The 26,428-nt window shown below is 38.7% G+C and carries 13 protein-coding genes; 5 read left to right on the top strand and 8 right to left on the bottom strand.

Translation table 11 applies throughout. The features are described from left to right. Nucleotides 1-4 precede the first annotated feature (4 nt). From rpsG to ACN0TV_RS00385, 8 genes are all read right to left on the bottom strand, one after another. Entirely contained in the window at nucleotides 5-481 is a 477-nt protein-coding gene (gene rpsG, locus ACN0TV_RS00420) for a 30S ribosomal protein S7 (protein WP_417359006.1), read from the bottom strand. Nucleotides 482-504: 23 nt separating this feature from the next. Then, on the bottom strand, nucleotides 505-879 hold the full coding sequence (rpsL, locus tag ACN0TV_RS00415; protein ID WP_008992282.1) for a 30S ribosomal protein S12: 375 nt from the start codon (nucleotides 877-879) through the stop codon (nucleotides 505-507). Nucleotides 880-1,091: 212 nt separating this feature from the next. Beyond that, complete coding sequence (locus tag ACN0TV_RS00410; protein WP_417359004.1) at nucleotides 1,092-2,264, bottom strand: gliding motility-associated C-terminal domain-containing protein; 1,173 nt, start codon at nucleotides 2,262-2,264, stop codon at nucleotides 1,092-1,094. A 73-nt stretch (nucleotides 2,265-2,337) separates the two neighbouring features. Next, complete coding sequence (locus ACN0TV_RS00405; RefSeq protein ID WP_417359002.1) at nucleotides 2,338-3,228, bottom strand: hypothetical protein; 891 nt, start codon at nucleotides 3,226-3,228, stop codon at nucleotides 2,338-2,340. A gap of 37 nt (nucleotides 3,229-3,265) precedes the next feature. Further along, a complete protein-coding gene (locus ACN0TV_RS00400) occupies nucleotides 3,266-4,108 on the bottom strand; it encodes an immunoglobulin domain-containing protein (protein ID WP_417359000.1) in 843 nt (280 codons plus the stop codon). A 187-nt stretch (nucleotides 4,109-4,295) separates the two neighbouring features. Beyond that, entirely contained in the window at nucleotides 4,296-6,224 is a 1,929-nt protein-coding gene (locus tag ACN0TV_RS00395) for an OmpA family protein (RefSeq protein WP_417358998.1), read from the bottom strand. Between the two features lie 11 nt (nucleotides 6,225-6,235). After that, the gene (locus tag ACN0TV_RS00390) at nucleotides 6,236-7,165 is read right to left on the bottom strand and encodes a type IX secretion system membrane protein PorP/SprF (protein WP_417358996.1); all 930 of its coding nucleotides are present in this window, start codon (nucleotides 7,163-7,165) and stop codon (nucleotides 6,236-6,238) included. Between the two features lie 51 nt (nucleotides 7,166-7,216). After that, a complete protein-coding gene (locus ACN0TV_RS00385; protein ID WP_417358994.1) occupies nucleotides 7,217-14,200 on the bottom strand; it encodes an Ig-like domain-containing protein in 6,984 nt (2,327 codons plus the stop codon). A gap of 1,531 nt (nucleotides 14,201-15,731) precedes the next feature. On the opposite strand from ACN0TV_RS00385, the gene ACN0TV_RS00380 reads away from it, so the two are divergent. The 5 genes from ACN0TV_RS00380 (at nucleotide 15,732) to ACN0TV_RS00360 (ending at nucleotide 26,356) form a co-directional block, all read left to right on the top strand. Then, nucleotides 15,732-18,848: a SusC/RagA family TonB-linked outer membrane protein gene (locus ACN0TV_RS00380; RefSeq protein WP_417358992.1), complete on the top strand. Its 3,117-nt coding sequence runs from the start codon at nucleotides 15,732-15,734 to the stop codon at nucleotides 18,846-18,848. 11 nt (nucleotides 18,849-18,859) lie between these two features. After that, nucleotides 18,860-20,362 carry a SusD/RagB family nutrient-binding outer membrane lipoprotein gene (locus ACN0TV_RS00375; RefSeq protein WP_417358990.1) on the top strand — a complete coding sequence of 501 codons (1,503 nt, stop codon included), beginning with the start codon at nucleotides 18,860-18,862 and terminating at the stop codon, nucleotides 20,360-20,362. Nucleotides 20,363-20,379: 17 nt separating this feature from the next. After that, on the top strand, nucleotides 20,380-21,234 hold the full coding sequence (locus ACN0TV_RS00370) for a hypothetical protein (RefSeq protein WP_417358988.1): 855 nt from the start codon (nucleotides 20,380-20,382) through the stop codon (nucleotides 21,232-21,234). A 444-nt stretch (nucleotides 21,235-21,678) separates the two neighbouring features. Next, on the top strand, nucleotides 21,679-24,906 hold the full coding sequence (locus tag ACN0TV_RS00365; RefSeq protein ID WP_417358986.1) for a SusC/RagA family TonB-linked outer membrane protein: 3,228 nt from the start codon (nucleotides 21,679-21,681) through the stop codon (nucleotides 24,904-24,906). A gap of 10 nt (nucleotides 24,907-24,916) precedes the next feature. Continuing rightward, the gene (locus ACN0TV_RS00360) at nucleotides 24,917-26,356 is read left to right on the top strand and encodes a SusD/RagB family nutrient-binding outer membrane lipoprotein (protein ID WP_417358984.1); all 1,440 of its coding nucleotides are present in this window, start codon (nucleotides 24,917-24,919) and stop codon (nucleotides 26,354-26,356) included. Nucleotides 26,357-26,428: the final 72 nt, after the last annotated feature.

Raw genomic sequence — 26,428 nt, 5'->3', positions numbered from 1 at the left:
CGTATTAAAATCTAAAGTGTGAGAATGCTTTATTTGCCTCAGCCATCTTATGCGTATCAACTCTCTTCTTCACTGCTGCACCTTCTTCTTTAGAAGCTGCTAACACCTCAGAAGCTAATTTAAGAGCCATTGATTTGTCATTTCTCTTACGGGAATAACTAATCAACCACTTCATAGCCATTGATACTTTTCTGTCCGGTCTGATCTGCATAGGGATCTGGAATGTGGCACCACCCACACGACGACTTCTCACCTCAACATGTGGCATTACGTTTGACAACGCATCTTTCCATACTTCCAAAGCAGTTTTTTCTTCGTCTTGTTTTTTCTCTTCCACAATATCCATTGCGTCATAGAAAATTTTGAACGCTACAGACTTTTTACCGTCCCACATCATCATGTTCACAAAACGCGTGACTAGTTGATCGTTAAATCTCGGATCTGGTAAAAGAGGTCTCTTCTTGGCCTGTTTTTTTCTCATTTCTTCTTTTTAAAAGTGGTTAATTACTTTTTAGGGCGTTTAGCTCCGTATTTTGATCTACGTTGCGTTCTTCCTTGAACTCCAGCAGTATCCAATGCACCGCGAACGATGTGATACCTAACTCCTGGCAAATCCTTTACCCTTCCGCCTCTAACTAATACTATCGAGTGCTCTTGTAAATTGTGACCTTCTCCAGGGATGTATGCATTCACTTCTTTACCATTGGTAAGACGAACCCTTGCAACTTTACGCATTGCAGAGTTAGGCTTCTTAGGTGTAGTAGTATAAACACGCGTACAAACCCCTCTTCTTTGAGGACACGAATCTAAAGCAACCGATTTACTCTTCTTAGTAAGTGTGGTTCTTCCTTTTCGTACTAATTGTGAAATTGTTGGCATAATCTACTTAACAATAATTATGTTTTTTATTAATCAAATCCTTGTAAATCAATAGTTTCCAGTTATTGACCAGATACTCTTTTGGTTTAAAAGGGTGGCAAAGGTAAAAATATTTATTCATAAATCAAACGCTTAACGGATTAATTTTCAATAAAATCTATTCGCAATCAATGAAGTACGAAATCCAAAACCTTGAAAATTTCTGATTTCACCTAATATCCTATAAATATCCACCCCGTCATGGTTTTGGTGTCATTTCCTAAATCTAAAATGTAAAAATATACACCAGCAGGTAATGGTTTACTCCTATTAAGGGCCCACTTAGAATTGCTATACCCATTCCAACTATTGTCATATCCATATTTGGAATACACCAAGGACCCATCCTTATCAAACACCTTTAATGTATTGTTTGGATACTTCTCAATGCACTGGATAACAAAGGTGTCATTATTCCCGTCATGATTGGGTGTAAAAATATCAAACACACGCACACAAGTCGGTTCCACCTGAGCATTGGCAACATTGTTGTCAATCATAAAATCCTTCGGTTCTGAATAGACCAATGCTGCAGTGTTTACATAATTACGACCTTCTTTTAGGCGCGTACGAAGCTTTAGCTCCTCACTTGAATTGGGAGCCAATTCCGGCAGCTCCCACAAACCTGATACACTGCTGTAGTGCCCCAGGCTCAATTGATGATCCTGATACGAGTAACCATCCGGAAGCTGTTCTTTTATCACTAGGTTCTCACCAGTAATATTTCCGACATTACTAACAACTATCGTAAAACTCACCTGCGTGCCAACAGCGGCTTCTACGGCATCCACACTTTTTTCAACCGCGATATCCAGACAAGCATCTAAAAAGACTTGAACTTCATAATCCATAGCAGTTGTAGCGCTTATCCCGTAATAGGTTACACCATCCACTAGTGGAGTATTAGCCGGCAAGCTGGTTTGTCGCTCTTTTTCAGAAAACCAAACAATATCCTCTGCCCCGACATCAATTTCCAAAATGGTTGGTTTGGACCATTCACAATAATGCTCAACACTGTATTGGGGAACTGTTGCATTAACAACTACCTCAACAAGATTTGACATTATTGAGGAGCACTCAAAATCGTTATAAGCAATTGCACTATACATCCCTGCCTGGTCAGTAATCAGAAATGAAGTAGTTGCCATATCAATAATCTCATCATTACGCAACCATACATAGCTGGTAGCACCTTCTGAAAAGACGTTTAGGCGTACGGACTCTCCAGGATTCACTTCGACTTGTTGTATTTTAGATTGCCCATAGGCATTCTCAACACAAACAACAAGTACGATAATCAACCCCAGAGATACTTTGAACCATTTGTTATGACAATATCCTTGCATATTTAAATGACGTAATAGATCCTTAGAACGGAATGTTAGTTAGCTGCACTTCTATATAAAGTGCCATTTGCAATTATTCGGTGACTCCGCCAATTGTAATGGTTGGTGCTCCAGGTATCGGAGTTACTTCAATTTCCAACGGAACCCCTGTTCCACCTTCAACCACATCTGTAAATACTACATATTCTCTGGCACTATCATCAACTTTCACTGCGTAGGTAGCTTCAACATAAAAAGTATAGGTGCCTGGCTGCGTAATTGTCACATCATAATTATTTGTTGTCGTTGCTAAATCAATAGGATTGGCTGTTCCGCCATCCAAGACTGCATACCACTTATAGTTCAGCGTAAAGTCCTCTGCAGTTGGATTGACATATCCATTAGTATTAGCAGTATAATCCGCAGAGAGACCGCTTACAGATAAATTAATTGGAGTAGTCGGTATTTCCGCCACACAATAACCTGCAGGATTTCCATTAAGATTCGCTGTGGTAGTTACACTAAGTTCAGGCAAAACAAACAGAATGATATCCTGGTAATCATCGGATTGACAAGTCACGGTACCATCTCCATTATCAACCAATCCATAGACCCTATATTTATGATATCCGGGAGCCAGCCCGGAAGCGGTTAAAATAGCCGTAGTGGTACCTGTAACAAGAGTTTCGGTTCCATCCCCGAGCACGCTATTCCACTCATAGGAAGTAAAGGTATTTCCAGTCCCATCATCTAGGCTGGCGTTTAAAGTAATAGAGGGACCGCTAGTGACGGGATTATAAAACAATACTGCTTCGCTTAGTGTGGTCACCATAGTCTCTCCACTGCTAATAGTTCCAACGTCCAAATCAGCGGGCACACTAATGGGGGATTGAAAGTTTGGGTGGGTTTGTGCATTTATTTGAAATGCAAATAATAGCGTAAAGCTTATAAGAAAACTGAAAAAAAATTCTTTGTACGATTTCATAGTTCTGTGTATTTAAAAGTTAGATTATTATCCGATTTTAATTTTGATTGACATTTAGATCTATATCAGGATTACCTGGTTTTGGATAGATTGTAATGGTGAAAGCAGTTCTGGAAGAAGCAAATTCTGTCTCTCCTTCCACGGCTTCTATATAATAGGTTCCGGTTGTTCTTCCTTCCATAGAGAATGAAAGCACATCCGAAGTACCGCTAAGCAGTAGATTGCCACCAGTAAGGGCGTCATATATAGTATAGGTATAACCTGGTTGAAAATTAGAAATACTAATTAGCGCGGACTCCCCCTCACATACAGAGACAGGGCTCTCAACAGTGGGTGGAGTAATAAAAAAAGCATAGTATAAGTCAGTGCTAAAGCCTAAACCTAGAAGACCGCTACTTATTCTAAGTCGCACTCCATCTGCGGGCTCATTTGTACCAGGAACAGGAACGGTAACATCGCTAGCCTGCTCAGTCCCGAGAAGCCCTAGTAAATCAAGAAGATTGTTCGATGAATAGGAATCTCCCACAGGATTATTAATACCATTATTAGTACGTTGCACTTCAATCCCATCTAAAAGCCCAAGAAGAGAACCATCTGATGCAAATCGGATCATTAATGGCGCTGTTGGCTGAGGCTTTATAGTACCTGCAAATTGTAGGTTTTGCGTAGCAGTTCCTATACTAACTAAACTAATTGAAACATTCAAAGTAGAATAATTCGTAGTATCTACATCTACAGCATTGTTTTCATTAGTCACACTAGCTAGCAAAGGTGTTGCCAGAGACTCCTGCTTATCTGCGTACACTCGCTGTCCATAAGCCCTTTGAGTGCTGATGGCGTAAACACCAAGTAAAATCAATATGCAATAAACTGACTTCATGTAGTTTGAATGGTTTTAGGGGGGCCGTGACGGTAGTTTCCTTGAATTATAATAAGAGGTTGCCTTTTGTAATAGGTAATGTTTAGGAAAACCATACTACAGAAAGACAACCAATTACTCCCAATAAATTATGAGCAAACAAAAACTATCTTATATAATAGAATCGCATATAGCGTCTTATTAAAATTTATTCTTGAATAATTACAAAATTTGATCTTCGATTTAAAGCGTGTTCTCCATCACTACACCGCACCCCATTGGAGCATTTATTGAGTAATCTTTGCTCCCCGAATCCTCTTGCTCCTTCAATCCTAGATCGATCTATACCTTTTCCTATTAAATAGCGTTTGGTGTTTTCTGCTCTTAAATTAGAGAGACTCAGATTATAGTCATCCGACCCCCTACTATCAGTATGGGACTCAATTAATATCCGCATTTCCGGAAATTCCTCCATGACATAAAACACCTTTTCTAATGCAACTTCAGCCTTGGGTGTAATTTCTGCTTTATCGTATTCAAAGTAAATTGGATCAACATCAATCTTAAGCAGATCACCCTCTTTTACAGTTAAACTCTCTAAAGAAGTGAGGTAAACATCATTGTTTTTAAGTTCCGCTTCCGATGCATCTGTAATTTTTGCAAGTAGCGTTTCTGTGGTATACAGCTTCTTAGAGAATGTTAATTCGTGAGTTCTATTCATAGGTAACTTGAGCTGGTAAAACCCATTCTGATCGCTTTTAATCTGTGCATAAGTAGAATCACTCAAGTTATCGGTAACCACAATATCCGCATCGGATACCGGATCCTCCGTCTTTTTATCAAACACGGTACCCGAGAATAAATGGTATTGAACAGGCTCTTTTCTTCTAAAGAAGTAGATGTCGTCATCTCCTTTGCCTAAATTTCGATTGGACGCAAAATAACCTGTGTTTTCCTTTGGATCGATGATCATACTAAAATCGTCCATATTGCTATTTAACGCAGGTCCCATATTTAAAGGAATATCATAAGAGGTGCTGGAATGTATTTTGCTGTAAAAAACATCAAGACCACCTAATCCAAAGTGCGAATCAGATGAAAAGTACAAAACACTATCCGCTACAAAGGGAAACATTTCTCTCCCCGTTGTATTGATATTCGAACCTAGGTTAACCGGATTAGTTGCCAAGCCATCTTCATGAATTTCGGCAACATAAATATCCGTAGAACCATAACCGCCGGGCATATCTGATACAAAATACAGGTATTTCCCATCGGCTGAAACTGCAGGGTGTCCACAAGAATAATCTATATCATTAAAGGACAAGGATTCAATATTTGTGATATTATCACCATTGACATATCCCCTTACAATTTCAAAATTTGAAACGCCATCTTTATTTCCCTGGAGTCGCTTATTACTGATGTAATTCCGAGAGAAATACACAAATCTGCCATCCTTGCTAAATGTTGGGGTGGCGTCGTGAAAATCACTACGCGTATTCTCTCCAAATTTCACAGCTGCACCAAGCTCCCCATTTTGTTTATTTCGCTCTGCAATGTATAAATCCAGAAATGGTTGATTCGTCCATGAATAGAAGCGATCCTTTGCTACGGTGGTATCTCTTGCTGAAGTAAACAACAAATAATTACCGTGGTACATAGGTGCGAAATCTGATTTATTTGAATTGATATCCAGATTGTAAATCTTATATAGAGAATCACCTTCTTGGATCTTATCTAGGTCTCGTTTTTGCGTGGCAATCACCTCCAAGCGTTGTGGATTATCGGCATAAAATTCTGTTGCAACTTTACGAGCATGATCATATTCCCTACTGGCTCTAGCACTTTGGACATATCTTATCAAAGTACTTTCCTTTATGTCACCCCTTTTAAATTTATAGAGCTCGCCATACCATTTATAGGCAGTGCGATAGTCATTGAGGTTAAAATAACAGTCTGCAAGTTTTTCAAGCGTTGCAGCATCTACAACATCCGCATCAGCAATAGATTTCTCATACATCGCGGCAGCTTTTGTGAAATGATAATTCTCAAAGTATTGATCGGCTTTCCAACTGCTATTTTGCCCATAGAGACCCAGTTGTACAAATAGAACTACTATTAAAATTTTTTTCATTTTCCTTGGTATTAGAAGAATCTAGGTGATTTTGCCCGTGTATTAAACATTGGCACGGTGTATTTCAACATGATTTCATGTGACCCATCATTGTACTTATTGAGCTCCGTGGTGGAGTAATCGTAGGCATAGCCCACGAAGAAACCCCTGGATATATGAAATCCTAACAATGCGCTAATGGCATCGTTAAATCTATAGGACAAGCCTGCCGTGAAACGTTCTTGTAAAAGCACGTTTAAAGACACATCGACTGTAATTGGAGCTCCGTCATTGTATTTCATCAAGGTAGACGGCTTGAGTTTAAAATCAGGAGTTATGTCAAAAACATAGCCTCCTAATAAATAAAACTCGGTTGTCTTATCTATGACCAATTCTTCATCGTCATCATAGGTTTCGGTCTTTATAAAATTAGGTGTCGAAAGCCCTATATACCAGCGATCACCGTGTAGGTACGCACCTGCACCAATAATCGGAGTTACATTAGACAAATTATTGTTGAGGATTGGATCAGAAGGGTTCGCATAGGAACCCTCAGACCAATCTACATTCAAAATATCTAATCCAAAATTCATCCCAAATGATAAGTTCATTCGGTAAGACAATGGTACATTGTATGAAAACACCCCGTTGATGTCGAGATCATTGGAAGGCCCAATGTTCTCGTTCATCAAGGTTAGTCCTAGTCCTATTCTTCTACCCGTTCTTCCGGCAATAGTCAACGATTGCGTGGAAGGTGCACCATCGATGCCTACCCATTGCGAACGATGAATAAGCCCGGCCTCTAATTTATGATCCGTAACATATCCGGAATTCAAGGTTAATGGATTGTACATATATTGGGTAAACTGTTGTTGCTGCTGTCCGAAGACTAGATCAATACCGGCAAAGAATACTAATAACAGTAACAGTGCATTTGTTGTATATGTGTTTATAATTTTCATGAGTTTATGTTTTAATGAGGATTTTTAAATGAATAGTTAATTTGTTATCCGTTATTTGGCGATATATAACCATCCAGATTTATCTACTCCTATTTCCCTCACAACAAGTGAGTAATAGTAAACTCCAGCCGGGAGTTCCTTCCCTCTGCGAACTGCACCGTTTACATTGGCAATTCCTGTCCAATCGTTTTGATATCCAACTGCTTCATATACCTTATTTCCGTATCTGTTAAAGATTTTCAAAACACTGTTAGGATACTGTTCAATACACTCTATCCTGAAGTAATCATTATAGCCATCAAAATTGGGTGTGAATTCATTAAACACCTGTAAACAATTTAGTTCAATAGTCACCTCCGCAGTATTATTTGCGTTGTCATCCTCAGGTATCGAGCTCCTTATGGAGGCTATATTCGTGTGATTACCTGTTGGATTGACCTGAACTGAAACTTCCAAAGTCGCTGTTTGATTTGCGCCAAGGTTTTCTAGTTTCCACTGTCCAGTTGTAGAGTTATAATTTCCAATGGATGCTGTATGTCTATTATACGTAAATCCACTAGTGATTACCTCATCAATGACTAACTCACTAAATTCTGTTGCACCGTTGTTGTTTATTGTTACGGTAAAGTTGATTAAATCACCTACAAGCGGATTCAACTGGTCAGCAACTTTAGTAATACTGATATCAGATACTGGAAGAACATCTATAGTTAACTCATCCGTTGTTGTATCCGTTGCGGTGTTTCCCTTATCATCTGTTACAGTCACAACGACATCATAGGTGCCCACCGGGATTTCATTTCCGTCAGGAACTTGAAGTGTCCAGGTACCATCTCCATTGTCTACAAGGTTTCCGTCACCCTCAGTATAAACAACGCCATCAACTTCCACCGTTAAATCATCTTCAGAGTCTGCCGTTCCGGTAATTAGTGGCGTAGAATCCGGTGTTGCAATTGGATCTACTGTCGGCGTGGTCGGCGCATCCGCATCTATAGTTAACTCATCCGTTGTTGTATCCGTTGCGATGTTTCCATTACCATCAGTTACAGTTACTACAACATCATAAGTGCCCACAGGGATTTCATTTCCGTCAGGGATTTGAAGCGTCCAAGTACCATCTCCATTGTCAACAAGATTACCATCACCTTCGGTGTAGACTACTCCATTAACTTCCACCGTTAAATCATCTTCAGAGTCTGCCGTTCCGGTAATTAGTGGCGTAGAATCCGGTGTTGCAATTGGATCTACTGTCGGGGTGGTCGGCAAGCTAGAATTGATAGTCAACTCATCAACCGTAATATCCGCAGAAATATTTCCAACGGCATCCATTGTTGTTGCACTCACATCGTAGATACCATCCGGAATTTCATTCCCTGCAGGGATTTGAAGTGTCCAGGTGTTGTCTCCGTTATCTACTAAATCACCATTACCTTCTGTGTAAACCACACCATTTACACCTACTGTCAATTCTTCAGTTGAATCAGCAGTTCCGGTAATTTTCGGTGTAGAACTGTTGGTAACCAGAGGATTCACTGTCGGTATCATTGGGGTCGTACTGTTGATCGTTAATTCATCAACTGAACCGTCAATAGAAGTGTTTCCAGCTAAATCCGTTGCGGTTGCAACCACATCATAAACTCCATCCGGGATTTCATTTCCAACGGGTACCTGAAGTGTCCAAGTTCCATCGCCATGATCGACAAGATTTCCGTCACCTTCTGTATAAGTCACTCCATTAACTTCTACAGTTAACACATCAGCTGAATCCGCTGTTCCCGTAATTTCAGGAGTAGTACTATTAGTTACTAGCGGGTTTACCGTAGGCACAATCGGTACTATCGTATCAATAGTTAATTCATCAATTGAACCGTCAATAGAAGTGTTTCCAGCTAGATCCGTTGCGGTTGCAACCACATCATAAACTCCATCCGGGATTTCATTTCCAACAGGTATCTGAAGGGTCCAAGTTCCATCACCGTGATCGACAAGATTTCCGTCACCTTCTGTATAAGTCACTCCATTAACTTCTACAGTTAACACATCCGCTGAATCCGCTGTTCCCGTAATTTCAGGAGTCGGACTATTAGTCACTAGCGGGTGTACAGTAGGCACCGTTGGTGCTTGTCTATCAATTGTTAACTCGTTTGTTGTAGTATCAACGGAAGTACCTCCTGTAGTGGTATCAGTCGCTGTAGCCACTACATCATAATCACCATCAAGTAGGGTATTACCATCTGGAATTTGAAGCGTCCAGGTATTATTCCCATTATCAACAAGGTTTCCGTCAGCTTCGGTGTAAACTACACCATCCACTTCTACAGTCAAATCATCTGCTGAATCAGCTGTTCCTGTGATTATTGGAGTTGGATCATTAGTGTACAATTTGTTTACCGTTGGTGTCGAAATCGCATTTGGATCTATTGTTAATTCATCCACAGTCCCATCCGAAATAGTATTTCCAACAGTATCTGTTACTGTGGCCACCACATCATAGGTTCCATCCGGAATTTCATTTCCGTCAGGAATTTGCAGCGTCCATGTATCATCTCCATTGTCGATTAAATTTCCATCACCTTCCGTATACGTTATATTATCAACTGTTACCGTTAGGTCATCCACTGAATCCGCTGTTCCAGTTAACATTGGAGTACTATCACTTGTAGTTTGTGCATTTACTATAGGCACCGTTGGAGGCGTCAAATCGATCGTTAGTTCGCCTTGAGTACTATCTGTTGAAGTATTTCCAACAGCATCAGTTGCTGTTGCAACAACATCGTATATTCCCTCAGGTATTTCATTTCCGAGAGGAATTTGTAGTGTCCAAGTACCATCTCCGTTATCGACTAAATTTCCGTCTCCTTCTGTATATGTCACTCCATTAACTGTTATCGTTATATCATCTACTGAATCAACAGTTCCTGTAATAGTAGGAGTTTGATCATTAGTGACTTGTGGAACAACTGTAGGAACTGTTGGTGCAGTTAAGTCGATTGTTAATTCATCTACTGTTCCGTCAGAAGAAGTGTTTCCAGCTAAATCCGTTGCGGTTGCAACCACATCATAAACTCCATCCGAGATTTCATTTCCGTCAGGAATTTGAAGTGTCCACGTACCATCGCCATGATCGACAAGATTTCCGTCACCTTCAGTATAGGTAACCCCATTAACTGTTACCGTTAGTGTATCCCCTGAATCGGCAGTACCTGTAATTATTGGAGTTGGATCATTGGTTACCACTGGATTCACAGTAGGCGCGACTGGGGCAACGGTGTCAATAGTCAGCTCGCCATCAGTTACGTCTGTGGAAGTACTAGCTGTACTGTCTGTAACTGTAGCCTCCACATCATATACACCATCTGGAATTGGATTACCATCCGGGATTTGCAATGTCCAGGTATCATCTCCATTATCCACTAAATCACCATCACCTTCGGTGTAGGTGATTCCATTTACTGTTACCGTCAAATCATCAGATGAATCTGCTGTTCCGGTAATCATAGGAGTGGTATCATTTGTATTCAATAAATCAACCGTCGGCGTAGTTAAAGCATTTGGATCAATAATTAACTCGTCAACTGTGGCATCCACGGAAGAGTTTCCGGCTAAATCTGTTGCCGTTGCAACGACATCATAGGTTCCATCCGGAATTTCATTTCCGGTCGGTATTTGAAGTGTCCATGTATCATCTCCATTGTCGACTAAATCACCATCACCTTCCGTATACGTTACGCTATTAACAGTTACCGTCAGCATATCAGCTGAATCTGCTGTTCCGGTTAAGGTCGGCGTGTGATTGCTGGTTGTCTGCTCATTTACTGTGGGTACAATAGGATCAGTTAGATCAATGGTTAGCTCCCCTAATGTATCATCACTAGAAGTATTTCCAGCTGTATCTTCGGCAGTAGCAACTACATCATAAACCCCTTCCGGTATTTCATTTCCGGTCGGTATTTCCAGTACCCAAGTACCATCTCCATTGTCTACAAGATTTCCGTCTCCTTCTGTATAAGTCACTCCATTAACAGTTACCGTTATATCATCTACTGAATCAACAGTCCCGGTAATAGAAGGAGTTTGATCATTTGTTACTAACACATCTACAGTTGGCAGTGTTGGAGCCACTGTATCAATTGTTAGTTCACTATCTGTGTCATCTATGGAAGGATTGCCGGCGGCATCAGTTGCCGTTGCAACGACATCATAAATACCATCAGGAATTTCATTTCCGGCAGGTACGGTAAGTGTCCAGGTTCCATCTCCATTATCTACAAGACTTCCGTCTCCTTCTGTATAAGTTACGCCATTAACAGTTACTGTTAAATCATCTACTGAATCAGCAGTCCCGGTGATTACCGGAGTTTGATCATTAGTAACCTGAGTATCCACTGTGGGTACTGTCGGTGGCGTAGTATCAATAGTATAGACTAGGGATGCTTCTGCGGTGGTAGTACACGGTACTGAGGTACCTACATGCGAAAGAAGTGCCGTAACTGTCAGTGTTGGATCAGCTATTAGACCAGCACCCGGAACGTCTACTGTAAAAGTATTATCCGCTAGTACTGTTGCCGCATAACTCACTCCATTCACAGTGACTGCTACATTGTCTCCTTCTACTGCATCTCCACCAGCAGTTCCAACGACTGGAACCGTCGTGGAAGTACTTTCTTCAAGATTTATAACATTATCTTCTCCAATACTGGTGATTTGGACGGTTGGATTGTTATCGAGTCCATCAATAGTAAGAGGGTTGACATAAGCACCATATACTTCAAACTGATTAATAACATCTGCCAAAGCTCCAATTTCAATTCGAACTTCATCATATGCCCCGGTAGTAGTTACACCTATAAACTGCACCCCTTCCGGGTTAGCTCCGCCAGAAAGATCTATGCTAATAAGATCTAATGCATCCAATAAAAGTAACCCTGTAGAGGTTTCTGAATCAACTTCTGTTCCATCCAGATATGTCGACACTGTAATTTGATCCAACAACCCAAGTTCTAGTAGACCGTCTACTTTACGAACCATAAAACCAGCCTGACTCCCTGACGCATATTGTCCTAAAGGATTTAAGACCGATAAACTCATTGTCTCAAGAGCACCAACTGCTAAAGTAAGGGTTGCAAAATCCGTAGCATCCTCTGTTATAACATTTTGAACATCCTCCAACGTTGATCCAACACTTAAAACACCATTCACTCCTGTACCTTCGCTGTTTATAATTACAGGTTGACCAGGGTTTGAAAGTGGTGTAACTTCACAAGTAATTGGCGCTTCGCATAAACGTTCTAATATAAAACCATAAATATTTGTGACTCCTAAATCTACACTTACTAATGATTCATCAACAGAAATTTGCACTTCGTCAAAATCTGTGGTTGCTACAAAACCTAATTGATATCGACCGGCATTACCAAAAAGCAACCCGCTATTTACCGCTAATAATGCCTCTGAATTTCCATCAACTGTTTGCTGAACAGCACCATCCAAATAAGTGGTTAGCGTTACCCCATTTAATAAATCTAAATTGAGTAGACCTCCTGTTTCCAAATCAAATCCAACGTAAGTATTTTCAGGATAACTCTCTATAGGGTTTAAAACTGATAATGATGCAGAACCCAAAGCTCCTAATGTCATATCGATAGTCGCGAAATTTGCAGGGTCAGCGTCTATTATCGCATTTGTATTGGTTACAGCTCCTAAACCTACTCCGCTAACCCCGGTATTTACTCCGTTAATAACTAATGGGAAATCGGGTTCGGTTGCCATAACAGGTGTATTACATGCTAAGGCATCTGAGGCTGTTACACAAAAAGCTTTTAATGCAAGTCCATATACATTCATACTTCCTAACAAACTTGTTCCTGTTATTTGGACTTCATCGAAAGGCAGAGTTGTTATAAATCCGATTTGACCCCTTTCATTTCCTGAACCTAAGATACTTGTATTTAAGGCTAAGATTCCATCAGAAGTTCCCGTTGCATCCTCTTGAAAAACCCCATCTAAATAGGTAGATATAGTTATACCATCCAATAATCCTATACTAAGCAGCGAGGTGGACTCCATATCGAAACCGGCAAAAGTCCCAGCTGTATAACTACTAAGTTCATCTTTTACAGAAAGAGAACCTGAGCCTAGGGTAAAGTCTAATGTTGCATAATTATCAGGGTCACTATCGATGACATTTCCAAGATCAGAACTTGCATTTAACTGAATAATTGAGCCTAAATTAGTGTTATCCTCTGATATACTCATTGGATAAACGGGACGCATCATAGGGGTAGTAGTATTACACGCCAAAATTGGCCCTTCTTGAAAAGCTACGATACTCGCATGATAGACCTGCGCTGTATATAGCAACCCAACGAGTGTTTCATAAGTTATTCTTATTTCATCGAAAGGCTCAGTGGTAACCAAGCCGACATTGGAAGAATCTCCAAAAAGTAAATTAGCGCTAATTAATCCTGGAGTTAATTCCAATACATCAGCCGTCGGAACGCCATTATTGTATGTGGAAATTGTAATCTGCAAATCTACCATCGCGGTTAACAAACCTGATGTTCCAATACGGAATCCTGCCCAGGTGCCTGCCGGATAGGTGTTATTTGGATCACTAACACCAAATGTTGCATTACAGCCACCTCCTACTCCAAGTCCAAGGAGGAAACTTATAGTACCTGAATTATCAAGATCATTATCAATCAGATTACCCTCGTCAATCGCGGCTCCAAGACAAACGGGAACGAGACTTGGGACGTCATCAACTAAGCTTGCCTGTAAATCAGAATAAGTACCAGTGACCCATGGGGAAATCTCATTGGGAGGTGCATTGCTGATTTGAGCTTGCAGGCTGTTATGTCCTAAAGCTAAACTGAGTATGCAAGCTAATAGAATTAAAAGAGTTGTTTTTTGGGTTTGCCCCGAGTAATTAATAGTCGAGCTTTTGGCTTCGATTCTATTTAATTGGATAGTCACGCTATCATGTAAATCTAGGCTGTGGGGAATCCTACATGAGGTTGGTAGTTTTTGTTTCATTACGTATTTATTAGAAAAATGAGGTCCTGGGCGATTCAATTGATATATTGAATCGCCTATAGATCAGGCACTAACAAGTCGCTTCTATCTAAACATTAAAGCATACTTGACCTGTACTAAGCCAAACTAATGGATAGAGATCGGTTGTATCTATATGATATAGAAGTTACACATCTTCGCTTTATGCAAGGTGTAAAATCTAACCATAGTGGATAGTTTCCAGAAAAATTATTTGACTGTGAATTACGCCATTCGGCGAAGAGAAAGTAATTTTAGACATAGGCTATTAATCTAAGTTTATAAATATTTTAATCCAGGTTAACTATTGTACCTGATGTAAACTTGAGGGAAGTTTATAGTTAAAACATATATGTTAACTTCTAGCAAGACTTCTTGTCATTTAGAGTGACAATCGCTGGCTTTACATTAATTGTAGATTAAATGGGGCGGGAAATTTATTTAAGCAATTAATTAATTCAAAAAAATAAGTTCTTTAAAATCAAATTAAATAATTCGTAATATTTTCCTTCAAATACACAGGCATGGATACTATCAAAGTTTAAATGTAAGAAAAATTTGTAATACAAACTAAAATTACAACTAAATTTTTCTACACTAAGATTTTATCGAATAAATAATTCTTGATAATTGCTGCCCGGTTGAAAAAATAACCGAACAAGACATTTTACAGCCTAACCTGGTATGTCTGTATTTGAGTTGGGGCTAAAGCACCTATTTTACTAGACAGCGGATGTTTAATCAACAAATAAGGTTCATTGACAATTATAGAATACCCTATTAAATCATAAGTTGAGCAAATACAGCATATAAGCAGTTCTATACACCTATTTCTTACATGAGTCAAAACACTATGAGGATAGTTCAAGAAGACCGCTCTATTACTATATATAGTATTGTGTAGATATTTTTTTCCGTTAATTAAGTAATGGAAGATAGTCTTACCATCAATTGAAACACAAAGAAAGTATCAAAATACCACCTAACATAAATAGAACTCCCAAATAATATTTTAATGAGATGCTAAAAACTATAATCCTACATCATTTAACCATAGCAACGCCTATTTATAGTATATTGTAAAGACAGAAATATTAAGAATATGAGTTTAATGGAATCTGAAGGACATTTTATTGTATTCCGGAATCAGCTCGTTGTATAACATAGAAAACATAAAGAACTACTAATTATCGCCTTTACGCCCTTGAAAAACGGAATATTTGAGGAAATCAATGTACATACACATCAATTTACTGCTTTAGTGAAAAACACCACAAAACCCACTTAAACTCAACGCCTATTCACATTTGGCGATAATAAAAAACCAAAATTTATGAATTTATTATCTTTTTAAGAAAAAAAAGAACAGATACTATTTATTATATAATTAATCGTCGTGCTTACTGATATTTTAATTTTTCTTAACATTCATTTAGCATTTTATGATAAAAAAATTGGATTATTAACATGAATTTATCATTTTCGCAGTAGCTAATTCAAATAAATTTATAAAATGAGAACAAAGTTTAGTGGATTCTTGACGCTATTCCTAGCGTTAATTGTGCAATTTACTTTTGCACAAGACAAAACCGTGACTGGTGTGGTTACTGACCAAGATGGTCTACCGCTACCCGGCGCGAATGTCGTAGTAAAAGGTACCTCAAATGGTACTCAAACAGACTTTGATGGTAATTATTCCATCCAAGCCAGCACAGGTGATGTACTAGTATACTCCTTTGTGGGCCAAACAACAGAAGAACGTACTGTTGGTGCTGCTAGCAGCATAAGTGTTACGTTAGGAATAGATGCTCAAGCACTTGGCGAAGTTGTGGTCACAGGGGCTTTGAACATCCAGAGAAAACCAAGAGAACTTTCCTATTCCGTTGCAGCCGTAGACGGAGAAGATCTTACAAAAACTAGAGCGGTAAACGCTACAACTGCTATTATTGGTAAGGTATCAGGTCTTCAAATTAACACTGTAAATAATGGTGTAGATCCAAGCACAAGAATTGTACTAAGGGGTAACCGTTCTTTATTAGGTAATAACCAAGCTTTAATCGTTATTGATGGTAATCCTTCTTCAAGAAGTGCCATTGACCGTATCAATCCAAATGATATTGCCGACATTAGTATCCTTAAGGGTGCAAATGCCGCTGCGCTTTATGGATCAGATGCATCTAACGGTGTTGTTATGATTACTACTAAAAAAGGTGAAGGTAAATTATCTGTTAGTTACAATACTTCGTATACTGCAGAGAGCGTTTCTTACATGCCTGAATTACAAGACAAATTTGGAGTTGGTGGTTTCCCTGACGGGACTTTGTGGCCACTAGAAAACGTTAACTGGGGCCCTGCTTATGACGGACGTCTGGTACCGGCCAGTGAGTTTTACGAAGATGAAAATGGAAATCATATCCCTGGAAGTGCATGGATGGTTCCATTTAGTCCCATAAAAGACAACGCAAGAAACTTTTTCAATACTGGTTCCACAATTCGTCATGGAGTAACACTTGGCGGTGGAGGTGACAATGGGGATTTCCTTTTCTCTCTTGATCAAACAAACGTTAAAGGTATCGTACCTAGTGACCAATATAACAGAACAAACGTTAGATTAAATGCAACCAGAAAATTTGGTAAGCTAGAAGTTGGTGGTAACTTCTCATTCTTCCGTTCACATGCAAATATTGTTTCTCCAGAAGCAGGACGTCAAGGACGACCAGTATACTGGAATGTTCTTAACACACCTCTACACATACCTATGGAAGAGTTGAAGAATTGGAGAACTGGCCAATATACTCGTAACGAAGTTTCTTTCTTCGCATTCTACGAAAACCCTTATTTCATTGTAGACACACAAAGAGAAAAGAATGATATTTCAGAATTCAACTATATCAGTCACGTAAAATATGAATTCAACGACTGGATGAATATTACTTGGCGAGGTGGTTATACTAGCACTACTGAGAAGTTTAAACGGAACTTAGGAGCACTAACATATGCGTTTGAATTACAAAATCCATATTCAAGAATGGCTCCTTATGGAGCTAGTACAATAGATCGTTTGTTTACTAGCAGTCGTTTCAACAGTGATGTTGTATTAAATATTGACAAAGACATAAGTGACCAATTCAACGTTAAGGTCAATTTAGGCCAAAACGTTAGAATGTATGAATCTAAGAACATGGAAGTTTCAGGAGAAAACCTTATTATTCCTGATTTTTGGAACGTTTCAACAAGAACTGGCGCTCTTAATGGAGGAGAAGCTTCTTCACAATGGAGAAAATCAGCGGTATATGCTGATCTAACTTTAGGGTTTAACAATTACTTGTTCTTGAATATGACAGCTAGAAATGACTGGTCTTCTACACTTCCATCTGAAAGTAGATCATATTTCTATCCTGGAGCAGGGATTTCATTTGTAGCTACAGATGCAATTCCAGCTATAAAAAGTGATAAAGGATTGAACTACCTAAAATTAAACTTCAACGTTACTAAAACCGGTAATGATCCAGGAGCGTATGTAACTAATCCTACATTTTTCGCACCTGCCGGATTCCCATTCGATGGTGCTACAGGTCTAGCTCAAGATACAGACAACAGAATTTCATCAGCGGGCCTAAAACCAGAGTTTACAACTTCATTGGAAGCAGGTTTAGAGATGCAATTCTTTAAATCTCGTTTAACTACTGGATTTACTGTTTATCAAACGAACTCTACTGACCAAATTGTACCAATCAATATTGCATCTTCTTCCGGAGCTACAAGTATGTGGACAAATATTGGAGAGGTTCAGAACCAAGGTATCGAAGTTGATTTAAATGGTAAAATATTCTCAAGCGAAGACTTCTCATGGGATATAGGGATCAACTACTCAACTATTAAATCGGAAGTACTTTCTCTTTCAGAAGGTGTTGACCGAGTAGACTTAGGAGGATATGCTGCAGCTCAAATTGTTGCAGAAGTTGGACAACCTTATCCAATGATTAGAACTACTGCTTACGAAAGAGATGACCTAGGTAGAGTAATCGTTGATGGTAACGGAGATCCAATTCAAAGTCCTGACATGAGGACGATTGGTAAAACAATGCCTGATTATACTGTAGGTTTAAATACTAGCTTAAGATATAAGAACTTCAATCTTTATGCTGTAATGGACTATAGAACCGGTCACGTTTTCTTCAACAGTATCGTAGATGCTTTAGAATTTACAGGTCTTACTCAACACAGTGCTTCTTCAAACCGCCAACCATTCTTATTCCCTAACTCATCGTATTCGGACGGAAATGGTGGATATATTGCAAATACAGATAGACCAACCTCTAGCGGTGGTAATGCCTTTTGGGATGCATATGGTGACGTTAAAGAAAACTATGTAACAGATGCTACTACACTAAAAATTAGAGAGGTTTCACTTTCTTATGATTTTGATGGTGAGTTATTGGATAAATTAGGAATGCACAAATTGTCATTAGGCGTTTTCGGAAGAAACTTATTTACTTTCAGACCTAAAGATAACGTTTATACAGATCCAGAATTTAACTTTACCACAGGTAATGCAATGGGCGTTGGTACTCAGGCACAGACCCCACCAACAAGACAATACGGTATAACCTTATCTGCTAATTTCTAAAAAAGTAACTAATGAAAGCAAAAAATATATTTAAAACATCACTTTTGACGTTGGCTTTCGGATTGTTAACAGTGGGCTGTAGTGACGACTTTTATGATGTCAACGACAACCCAAATGATCCTTCAATATCAACGCCATACCAGACGCTGCCAGCAGCGCAAGAATATTTTTCTTCGCTAAATGGAACAACTATGACCTATATGGGGAATATGTTTGTCTACAACTGGTCTAAGCCATCCAATTGGTCGGCTAACCAGGACTATTTTAGATATAACATTACCAATTCATTTAACACCAATATATTCGAGGGATCTTACGTAAACATCCTTAAGAACTTGACTTATATTGAAAATTACGAAGATGAGACGGGTGCTGTTGATTACTCTGCATATGACGTAATTGCAGCTACCATGAAAGGTTTTCAATACCAATTGTTGGTAGACATCTATGGTGATATACCTTATTCTGAAGCGAATAAAAGAGCAGATAATCCAACACCAGCTTATGATGAAGCAGCAGTTATTTATAAGGATGTAATTGATAAGTTGACAGCAGCAGCACAGTTAGTTAATAATCTACCTGGAACTGCTGAGAATCCGGGTGATCAAGACATCATCTTTGGAGGTGACATGGAAAAATGGGGTGCATTTGCCAATACGGTGAAACTTCGTATGCTTGTGAGACTAAGTAATACTGGTCAGGATGCTTATATTAAAGAAGAAATTACCAAAATCGCTCAAAATGGTCTTGGTTACATTCAAGAAGATGTAGCTTCGAACCCAGGTTACAGCAGTGCAATGGAAGAGCAACAGAGTCCTTTTTATGGTTACTTCTTTAAAATTGATGACAGTGAAGAGGATAGAATGGATTTCACAGTAGCTTCAGACTACACCATTGATTACCTATCAAGTACAAACGATCCTAGATTAGAATATCTATATTCTGAAGCAGCTAATGGTGGCTATGCAGGGTCACATCAAGCTGTAGATTTACCAGGTAGTGGATTTACAAGTAATGATTTGTCTAAAGTTGGACCTGGTTTGCTTAAGAAATCAGATCAGGATCAGATCATAATGAGCTATGCAGAGGGCCTATTAATCCAAGCTGAAGCTGTTGTAAGAGGTTATATGAGCGGGGATGCTCAAGCATTATACGAGGAGGCTATCACATCACACTTTGTATATCTCGGTGTTGAAGACCCAGAGGTTACTGCCGAAGTTTATTACACTCAAACTTTAGGAAATGTGGGATGGGCTGCATCTACTAATAAGATTGAAGCAATTATTACTCAAAAATGGATCGCATTAAACGGTATTGCTTCAATTGAATCATGGATTGATCTAACACGTACTGGGTACCCAGCCAACCTTCCACTTCCTGAGGATGCACAAGCTGCCGGAAAAACAAGGCCAGTAAGATTGTTGATACCAAATTCAGAACAAGGTAGGAACTCTGAAAATGCTCCATCACAAACATCAGATGATGCATTCAACAGTGATCCATTTTGGAGATAATCGTTAAAATCTAGAAAATGAAGAAAAATATTATAAAAAACATGAGAAATCTAATGGTATTGGCACTTAGTGCAATAACTTTTAGTTCGTGCCTACTAGATGACAAAAAAACGGATTATGGTACAGGGCCTGATTTCGTAGGCTTTACAAATTCATCATCCGTAACAGCTTTTGAAGTGAGTGGTGAAGTGAAGACTTACGACCTACCTGTTCAATATTTCGGTCCAAGTTCTACTAAAAACACAGCTGACATAACAGTTAGTGTAGATATCGATTTGGAAAACACTACAGGTGAAGCTGGAGTACATTATGATTTCCAACCTGCTACAATAACTCTAAAAGCAGAAGACGGATATGTTGGGTATGTCCCAGTAACTATTTTAACCGAAAATGCTGATGCACCCGATGAGGTTACGCTAACATTCGTCCTTACAGATGTTCAAACCGAATCCGATTTTGAAATGATTGTAAGTGAGAAACAAGAATCTACAAACCTTTATGTCACCTATGTTTGCCCAATTGATATTAGTGGCACATATGCATTTGACAATAGCGTTTGTAATCCTCAAGAAAAATCTCATTATAAAAATGCAACTATAACTAAAGTTGGAGATGGTACATTTAATCTTTCCACAGCGGATGGTGGTCTATTACAGTTTTGTTCATCAAATACTGGTTTAGTGAATTCAGGATCCATTATGATCTCTTGTGGTAAAGTATTACCTAATGATAGTTTCGGATTTTGTGGTAGCAACGGTATTGGTTGTATCACAGGTGGAACCTATGATGAAGAAACAAAAACTCTAACTCTAGAGCATTTTGATACCTTCTTTGGTGTTGGAGCTTATACTTCAACTTACGTATTACAATAAATTAATTTACATCAAATTGTGTTAAACCCACCTCTGCTTAGAGGTGGGTTTTTCATTTAATTACATTGAATATTTTACATTTACAACTACTTAAAGTCTAATAAAATCCTTTAAATCTGTCAAAACTCCAGAATTTATCATCGATTCTCTTTCAATTTGTAGAATTTTTAAGTTTTCAAAATCGTAGGTGAATTTGAAGTAATTTCCCTATATACAACATGATAATTTCTTCTTACCTAAACGTTCCAAAGACCTACTCCACTTGACTTTTCATTGAATACAATATTATACACTTAATATACAAAATTAACAAAAACATAACCCTTATAAGATTGTCATATTCATAAAATTATTAACTGCATATTAACATTTTATGATAAAACAATTGGATTATTAACATGAAATTATCAAATTCGTATTAGCTAATTCAAATACTTTAATAACATGAGAACAAAGTTTAGTGGCTTTTTAACGTTTTTTTTAGCGTTAATTGTGCAGTTCACTTTTGCACAAGAAAAAACCGTAACAGGTTCGGTTACTGACCAAGATGGTCTACCACTACCAGGAGCAAGTGTCTTAGTAAAGGGCACTTCAAATGGTACCCAAACAGACTTCGATGGAAATTACACTATTCAAGCAAACACCGGAGATGTATTGGTATTTTCTTTTGTCGGTCAAACAACAGAAGAACGAAATGTAGGTGCCGCAAGCGCCATAAATGTAACATTGGGTATGGATGCCCAGGCCCTTGATGAGGTTGTAGTAACAGCCTTAGGTATTACAAGAGAGAAAAAACAATTGGGTTATGCAACCCAACAAGTAGATGGTGAGGAAGTCTCGAAAGTTAAATCAAGTAACTTCGTGAACTCGCTTTCTGGTAAGGTAGCTGGATTGAGTGTAAAAAGTTCAGGTACTTTAGGGGGATCAGCAAATGTTGTTATCCGTGGTAACAATTCAATCTCTGGTAACAACCAGGCCTTATTTGTTGTTGATGGTATCCCTATCAGTAATGAAAACTCCAACACAGCTGATCAGAAATCTGGTAGAGGAGGATTTGATTTTGGTAATGCTGCATCGGATATCAACCCTGATGACATTGCAAGCATCAATGTATTGAAGGGAGCTGCAGCGACAGCCCTATATGGTTCTCGAGGGATGCATGGTGCAATTATTATCACAACAAAAAAAGGACGCACTAAAAAAGGAATTGGTGTCACTGTAAATTCGAGTGTAACTCTCGGAACTGTGGATGACGAAACCTTACCTGTTTACCAAGACAAATATGGTGCAGGGTATGGTCCATACTACAGTTCAGATGACGGCTACTTCAATTTTGCCGATGTAAACGGCGATGGAGTAACTGATTTGACAACGCCTTTCACCGAGGATGCCTCTTATGGCGGTGCATTCAACCCAAACAGAATGATTTACCAATGGAATTCGATTTATCCCGGCCTTCCAACCTATCAACAAGCAACACCTTGGGTCGCCGGAAAAAACAATCCAAATTCAGTTTTTGAAACCGCAGCCACAGTAATCAATTCAGTTTCATTTGATGGTAGCACTGATAAGAGTAGCTTCAGAGTTGGTATCACTAATTTTGACCAAGAAGGAGTCCTTCCAAATAGTGGGATTAAAAGAAATTCGATTAATATTAATGCATCACATGATCTGACAGAAAAATTAAAAGTTTCAACTACAATGAACTATTCCAAAACAGATGGTAAAGGTCGTTATGGTACAGGTTATGACTCAAAGAATGTTATGCAACAATTTAGACAATGGTTCCAAACCAATGTCGATCTTAAAGAGCAAAAAGATGCTTATTTTTCTACTCGAAAAAATTTATCATGGAATCCGAATTCAGCGACTAACTTAGCTCCAATCTACTCAGACAACCCGTATTGGGTATTTTATGAGAATTATGAAACAGATACTAGAAATAGATATTTCGGTAATGTAGTTTTGGACTATAAAATCAGTGATGTATTCAGTTTGATAGGTAGGTTTACTTTTGATACCTATAGCGCTCTCCAAGAAGAAAGAATTAATGTTGGTAGTGCAGATGTATCACAATATTCACGTTACAACAATAACGTCGCGGAGTACAATTATGATTTAATTTTAAACTTCAATAAAGATTTGGGTGAAAAATTAAATCTTGATGGTAATATCGGTTTCAACTTGAGAAGGCAAACTTGGAATTCTATAAGAGCTACAACCAATGGTGGTTTAGCCATCCCAGGTTTATATTCACTAATTAATACCGTAAGTCCATTAGAAGCTCCAATAGAATATGATGCTACTAAAATGGTAGATGGTGCATATGCTAGAGCTAGTTTAGGTTATGATGACTTCTTATTCTTAGAGGGGACATACAGAAGAGACCGCTCCTCTGCCCTACCAAAGTCTGATAACACCTACGGGTATTTTTCCACTTCTGCAAGTTTCCTATTCTCGGAATTGATGGACGCAAGTTGGTTAAATCTGGGTAAATTTAGAGCAAACTACGCAGAGGTAGGTGACGATACCGATCCATATCGAGTTTTTAACACTTACGTAGTATCTACTGCATTCAACAGCACAGGAGTTGCTTCTAACCCAAATGACTTAAATACTATTGACTTAAAACCACAAAGACAAAAATCATATGAGTTTGGTCTAGAGATGGCTTTCGCTAAAAGAAGGTTAGGTTTTGATGTGGCATACTATAAAACTAGAACCGAGGATCAAATTGTAAATGTTCCTTTCTCTAATGCAACTGGTTATTCTTCAAGATGGTTAAATGCCGGTACAATTCAAAACAAAGGTTTTGAAGTTCTCTTATATGGTTCTCCAATTAGAACCAACGACTTCAGTTGGGATATCACTTTAAACTGGTCAACTAATGAAAGTGAAGTTGTTGAGCTTAGAGAGGGTATCGATAATTTGGTGTTAGCCGCTCTTCAAGGTGGAGTAAGTATTAATGCTACTCCAGGTGAAGCTTACGGAACCATTAGAGGAACCGATTTTATATACGATGAAACTACTGGTCAAAAAGTCGTAGGAAGTAATGGTTATTACTTGACTACATCTACCAGTAACAGTGTAATCGGTAATGTTACTCCTGATTGGAAAGGTGGTATCAATAATAGCTTTACTTATAAAGGTTTTAATTTAAGCTTCCTTATAGACATACAAAAAGGCGGGGATATTTTCTCCTTAGACACTTGGTATGGTTATGCAACTGGACTATATGATTTCACGGCAGGAAATAATGATTTAGGAAACCCTGTTAGAAACCCTGTTACATCAGGAGCGGATAGTGGTGGTGTAATCCTTACCGGTGTAAAAGAGGATGGTTCGCCTAATGATATTAGAGCAGATGCCACAACTTACGCTAACCCATGGGGTTATGTAAGAACACCAAACGCTGCACACGTATACGATGCCTCATTTGTTAAACTAAGAGAGGTTAGTTTATCGTATAACTTTGGCAAAGATTTTATTAGCAGATTGCCACTTTCAGGCGCGTCAATCTCCTTGATTGGTAGAAATTTATGGATAATACATAAGAATGTTCCTTATTCAGATCCAGAAGCAGGTTTAAGTTCAGGTAATATCCAAGGATATCAATCCGGTGCTTACCCGGCAGTAAAAGAAATAGGAGCAAGTCTTAAACTACAATTTTAAAATAGTAATTATGAAAAAAATAGTTGTTTCTATATTAACCATTGCTCTCGTTCTATCATCATGCCAAAGCGATGATAAATACGAAAGCTATAACCAGGATAACAAAAATCCTCAAAATGTGGCCTCGGGTGCTTTATTCACTTCGGCAACCAAGAGTCTGTTCGATCAAATGACCAGTACCAACGTAAACCTTAATGTTTTCAGGTTATTGGCTCAATACTGGACAGAGACCACATACATCGATGAAGCTAACTATGATTTGAATGGTAGAAATATCACTCAAAATCATTGGGGAATTATATATCGTAACGTATTGTGGGATTTAAAAGATGCTAGTCAAAGAGTTTTAGATGACCCTTTATTATCTAGCTCTGAGAAAACAGGACGTCTAGCCCAGATTGAAGTATTGGCCATATATTCTTGGCAACAGCTGGTAGATTCTTTTGGAAATATCCCTTACACCGATGCAATGGATATCGAAGGTAGCCCACTACCTTCATATGATGACGCTGCAACAATTTATGAGGATCTAATTAGCCGAATTAACACAGTTATTCCTGATTTTCAATCTGGTGAAGGCTATACTTCTGAAGATCAAATATATGGTGGTGACATGGCACAATGGGCTAAGTTTGCCAATTCTTTGAAATTACGCTTGGGTATCAGACTAACTGATGTTAATATGCCTCTTGCAAAAGCTACTGTTGAAAGTGCTGTTGCCGCTGGAGTGTTTACTTCCAATGCTGACAATGCGCTTATTTCATATCAAGGTTTTGCGCCAAACACAAACCCATTATGGGTTGATTTAGTGCAATCAGGCCGTTCTGACTTTGTTGCAGCAAATACTGTAGTAGATTTTATGAATGGGCTTGATGACCCTAGAAGAATGGTCTATTTTGATGACAATTTAGGAGCTGGAATCTATGACGGTGGTGTTTATGGAGATAATAACAACTTCGGTAGTTTTACCCATATTGGGGAAGTAATGCATGCACCAACCTATCCAGGAGTTTTAATGGATTATTCAGAGATTTCTTTTTATCTAGCTGAAGCTGCAGCCATTCCAGATATAACAGTACCAGGAACAGTAGAAACTTATTACAATCAAGGTATTAGTGCATCCTTTGAATACTGGAATGCTGGTGACGCAACTACATATCTAGCTAATCCAGATGTAGCATACGCTACAGCACCTGGTGCTGATTGGAGAGAAAAAATAGGAAACCAATTCTGGCTTGCTATGTACAATAGAGGCTTTGAAGGATGGACAGTTTGGAGAAAGTTTGACATTACAATGTTCACACCACCAGCTGATTCAGGAAATCCTATTCCAAACAGATATACGTATCCTGTTAACGAGCAAAACCTTAACGAAGATAATTGGACTGCCGCATCTACTGCTATCGGCGGAGACGAACAGACTACTAAACTTTTCTGGGATGTAAACTAATTTAGTTTCACTTAGTTTTTAGTAAATCATATTTTATAAAGAACCACCTCAATTCGAGGTGGTTTTTTTATG

This window comes from Galbibacter sp., assembly GCF_048266365.1.
Taxonomy (GTDB): domain Bacteria; phylum Bacteroidota; class Bacteroidia; order Flavobacteriales; family Flavobacteriaceae; genus Galbibacter.
Note: the sequence above shows the minus strand (reverse complement) of the source record. Positions and strands in the feature narration are given on the sequence as shown.

Bases quoted from the DNA above. Each gene is read 5' to 3' on its own strand.
- ACN0TV_RS00405 (WP_417359002.1), bottom strand. From the start codon at position 3,228: ATGAAATCGTACAAAGAATTTTTTTTCAGTTTTCTTATAAGCTTTACG.
- ACN0TV_RS00390 (WP_417358996.1), bottom strand. From the start codon at position 7,165: ATGAAAATTATAAACACATATACAACAAATGCACTGTTACTGTTATTA.
- ACN0TV_RS00375 (WP_417358990.1), top strand. From the start codon at position 18,860: ATGAAAGCAAAAAATATATTTAAAACATCACTTTTGACGTTGGCTTTC.
- ACN0TV_RS00370 (WP_417358988.1), top strand. From the start codon at position 20,380: ATGAAGAAAAATATTATAAAAAACATGAGAAATCTAATGGTATTGGCA.
- ACN0TV_RS00400 (WP_417359000.1), bottom strand. From the start codon at position 4,108: ATGAAGTCAGTTTATTGCATATTGATTTTACTTGGTGTTTACGCCATC.
- rpsG (WP_417359006.1), bottom strand. From the start codon at position 481: ATGAGAAAAAAACAGGCCAAGAAGAGACCTCTTTTACCAGATCCGAGA.
- ACN0TV_RS00380 (WP_417358992.1), top strand. From the start codon at position 15,732: ATGAGAACAAAGTTTAGTGGATTCTTGACGCTATTCCTAGCGTTAATT.
- ACN0TV_RS00360 (WP_417358984.1), top strand. From the start codon at position 24,917: ATGAAAAAAATAGTTGTTTCTATATTAACCATTGCTCTCGTTCTATCA.
- ACN0TV_RS00385 (WP_417358994.1), bottom strand. From the start codon at position 14,200: ATGAAACAAAAACTACCAACCTCATGTAGGATTCCCCACAGCCTAGAT.
- ACN0TV_RS00410 (WP_417359004.1), bottom strand. From the start codon at position 2,264: ATGCAAGGATATTGTCATAACAAATGGTTCAAAGTATCTCTGGGGTTG.
- rpsL (WP_008992282.1), bottom strand. From the start codon at position 879: ATGCCAACAATTTCACAATTAGTACGAAAAGGAAGAACCACACTTACT.
- ACN0TV_RS00365 (WP_417358986.1), top strand. From the start codon at position 21,679: ATGAGAACAAAGTTTAGTGGCTTTTTAACGTTTTTTTTAGCGTTAATT.
- ACN0TV_RS00395 (WP_417358998.1), bottom strand. From the start codon at position 6,224: ATGAAAAAAATTTTAATAGTAGTTCTATTTGTACAACTGGGTCTCTAT.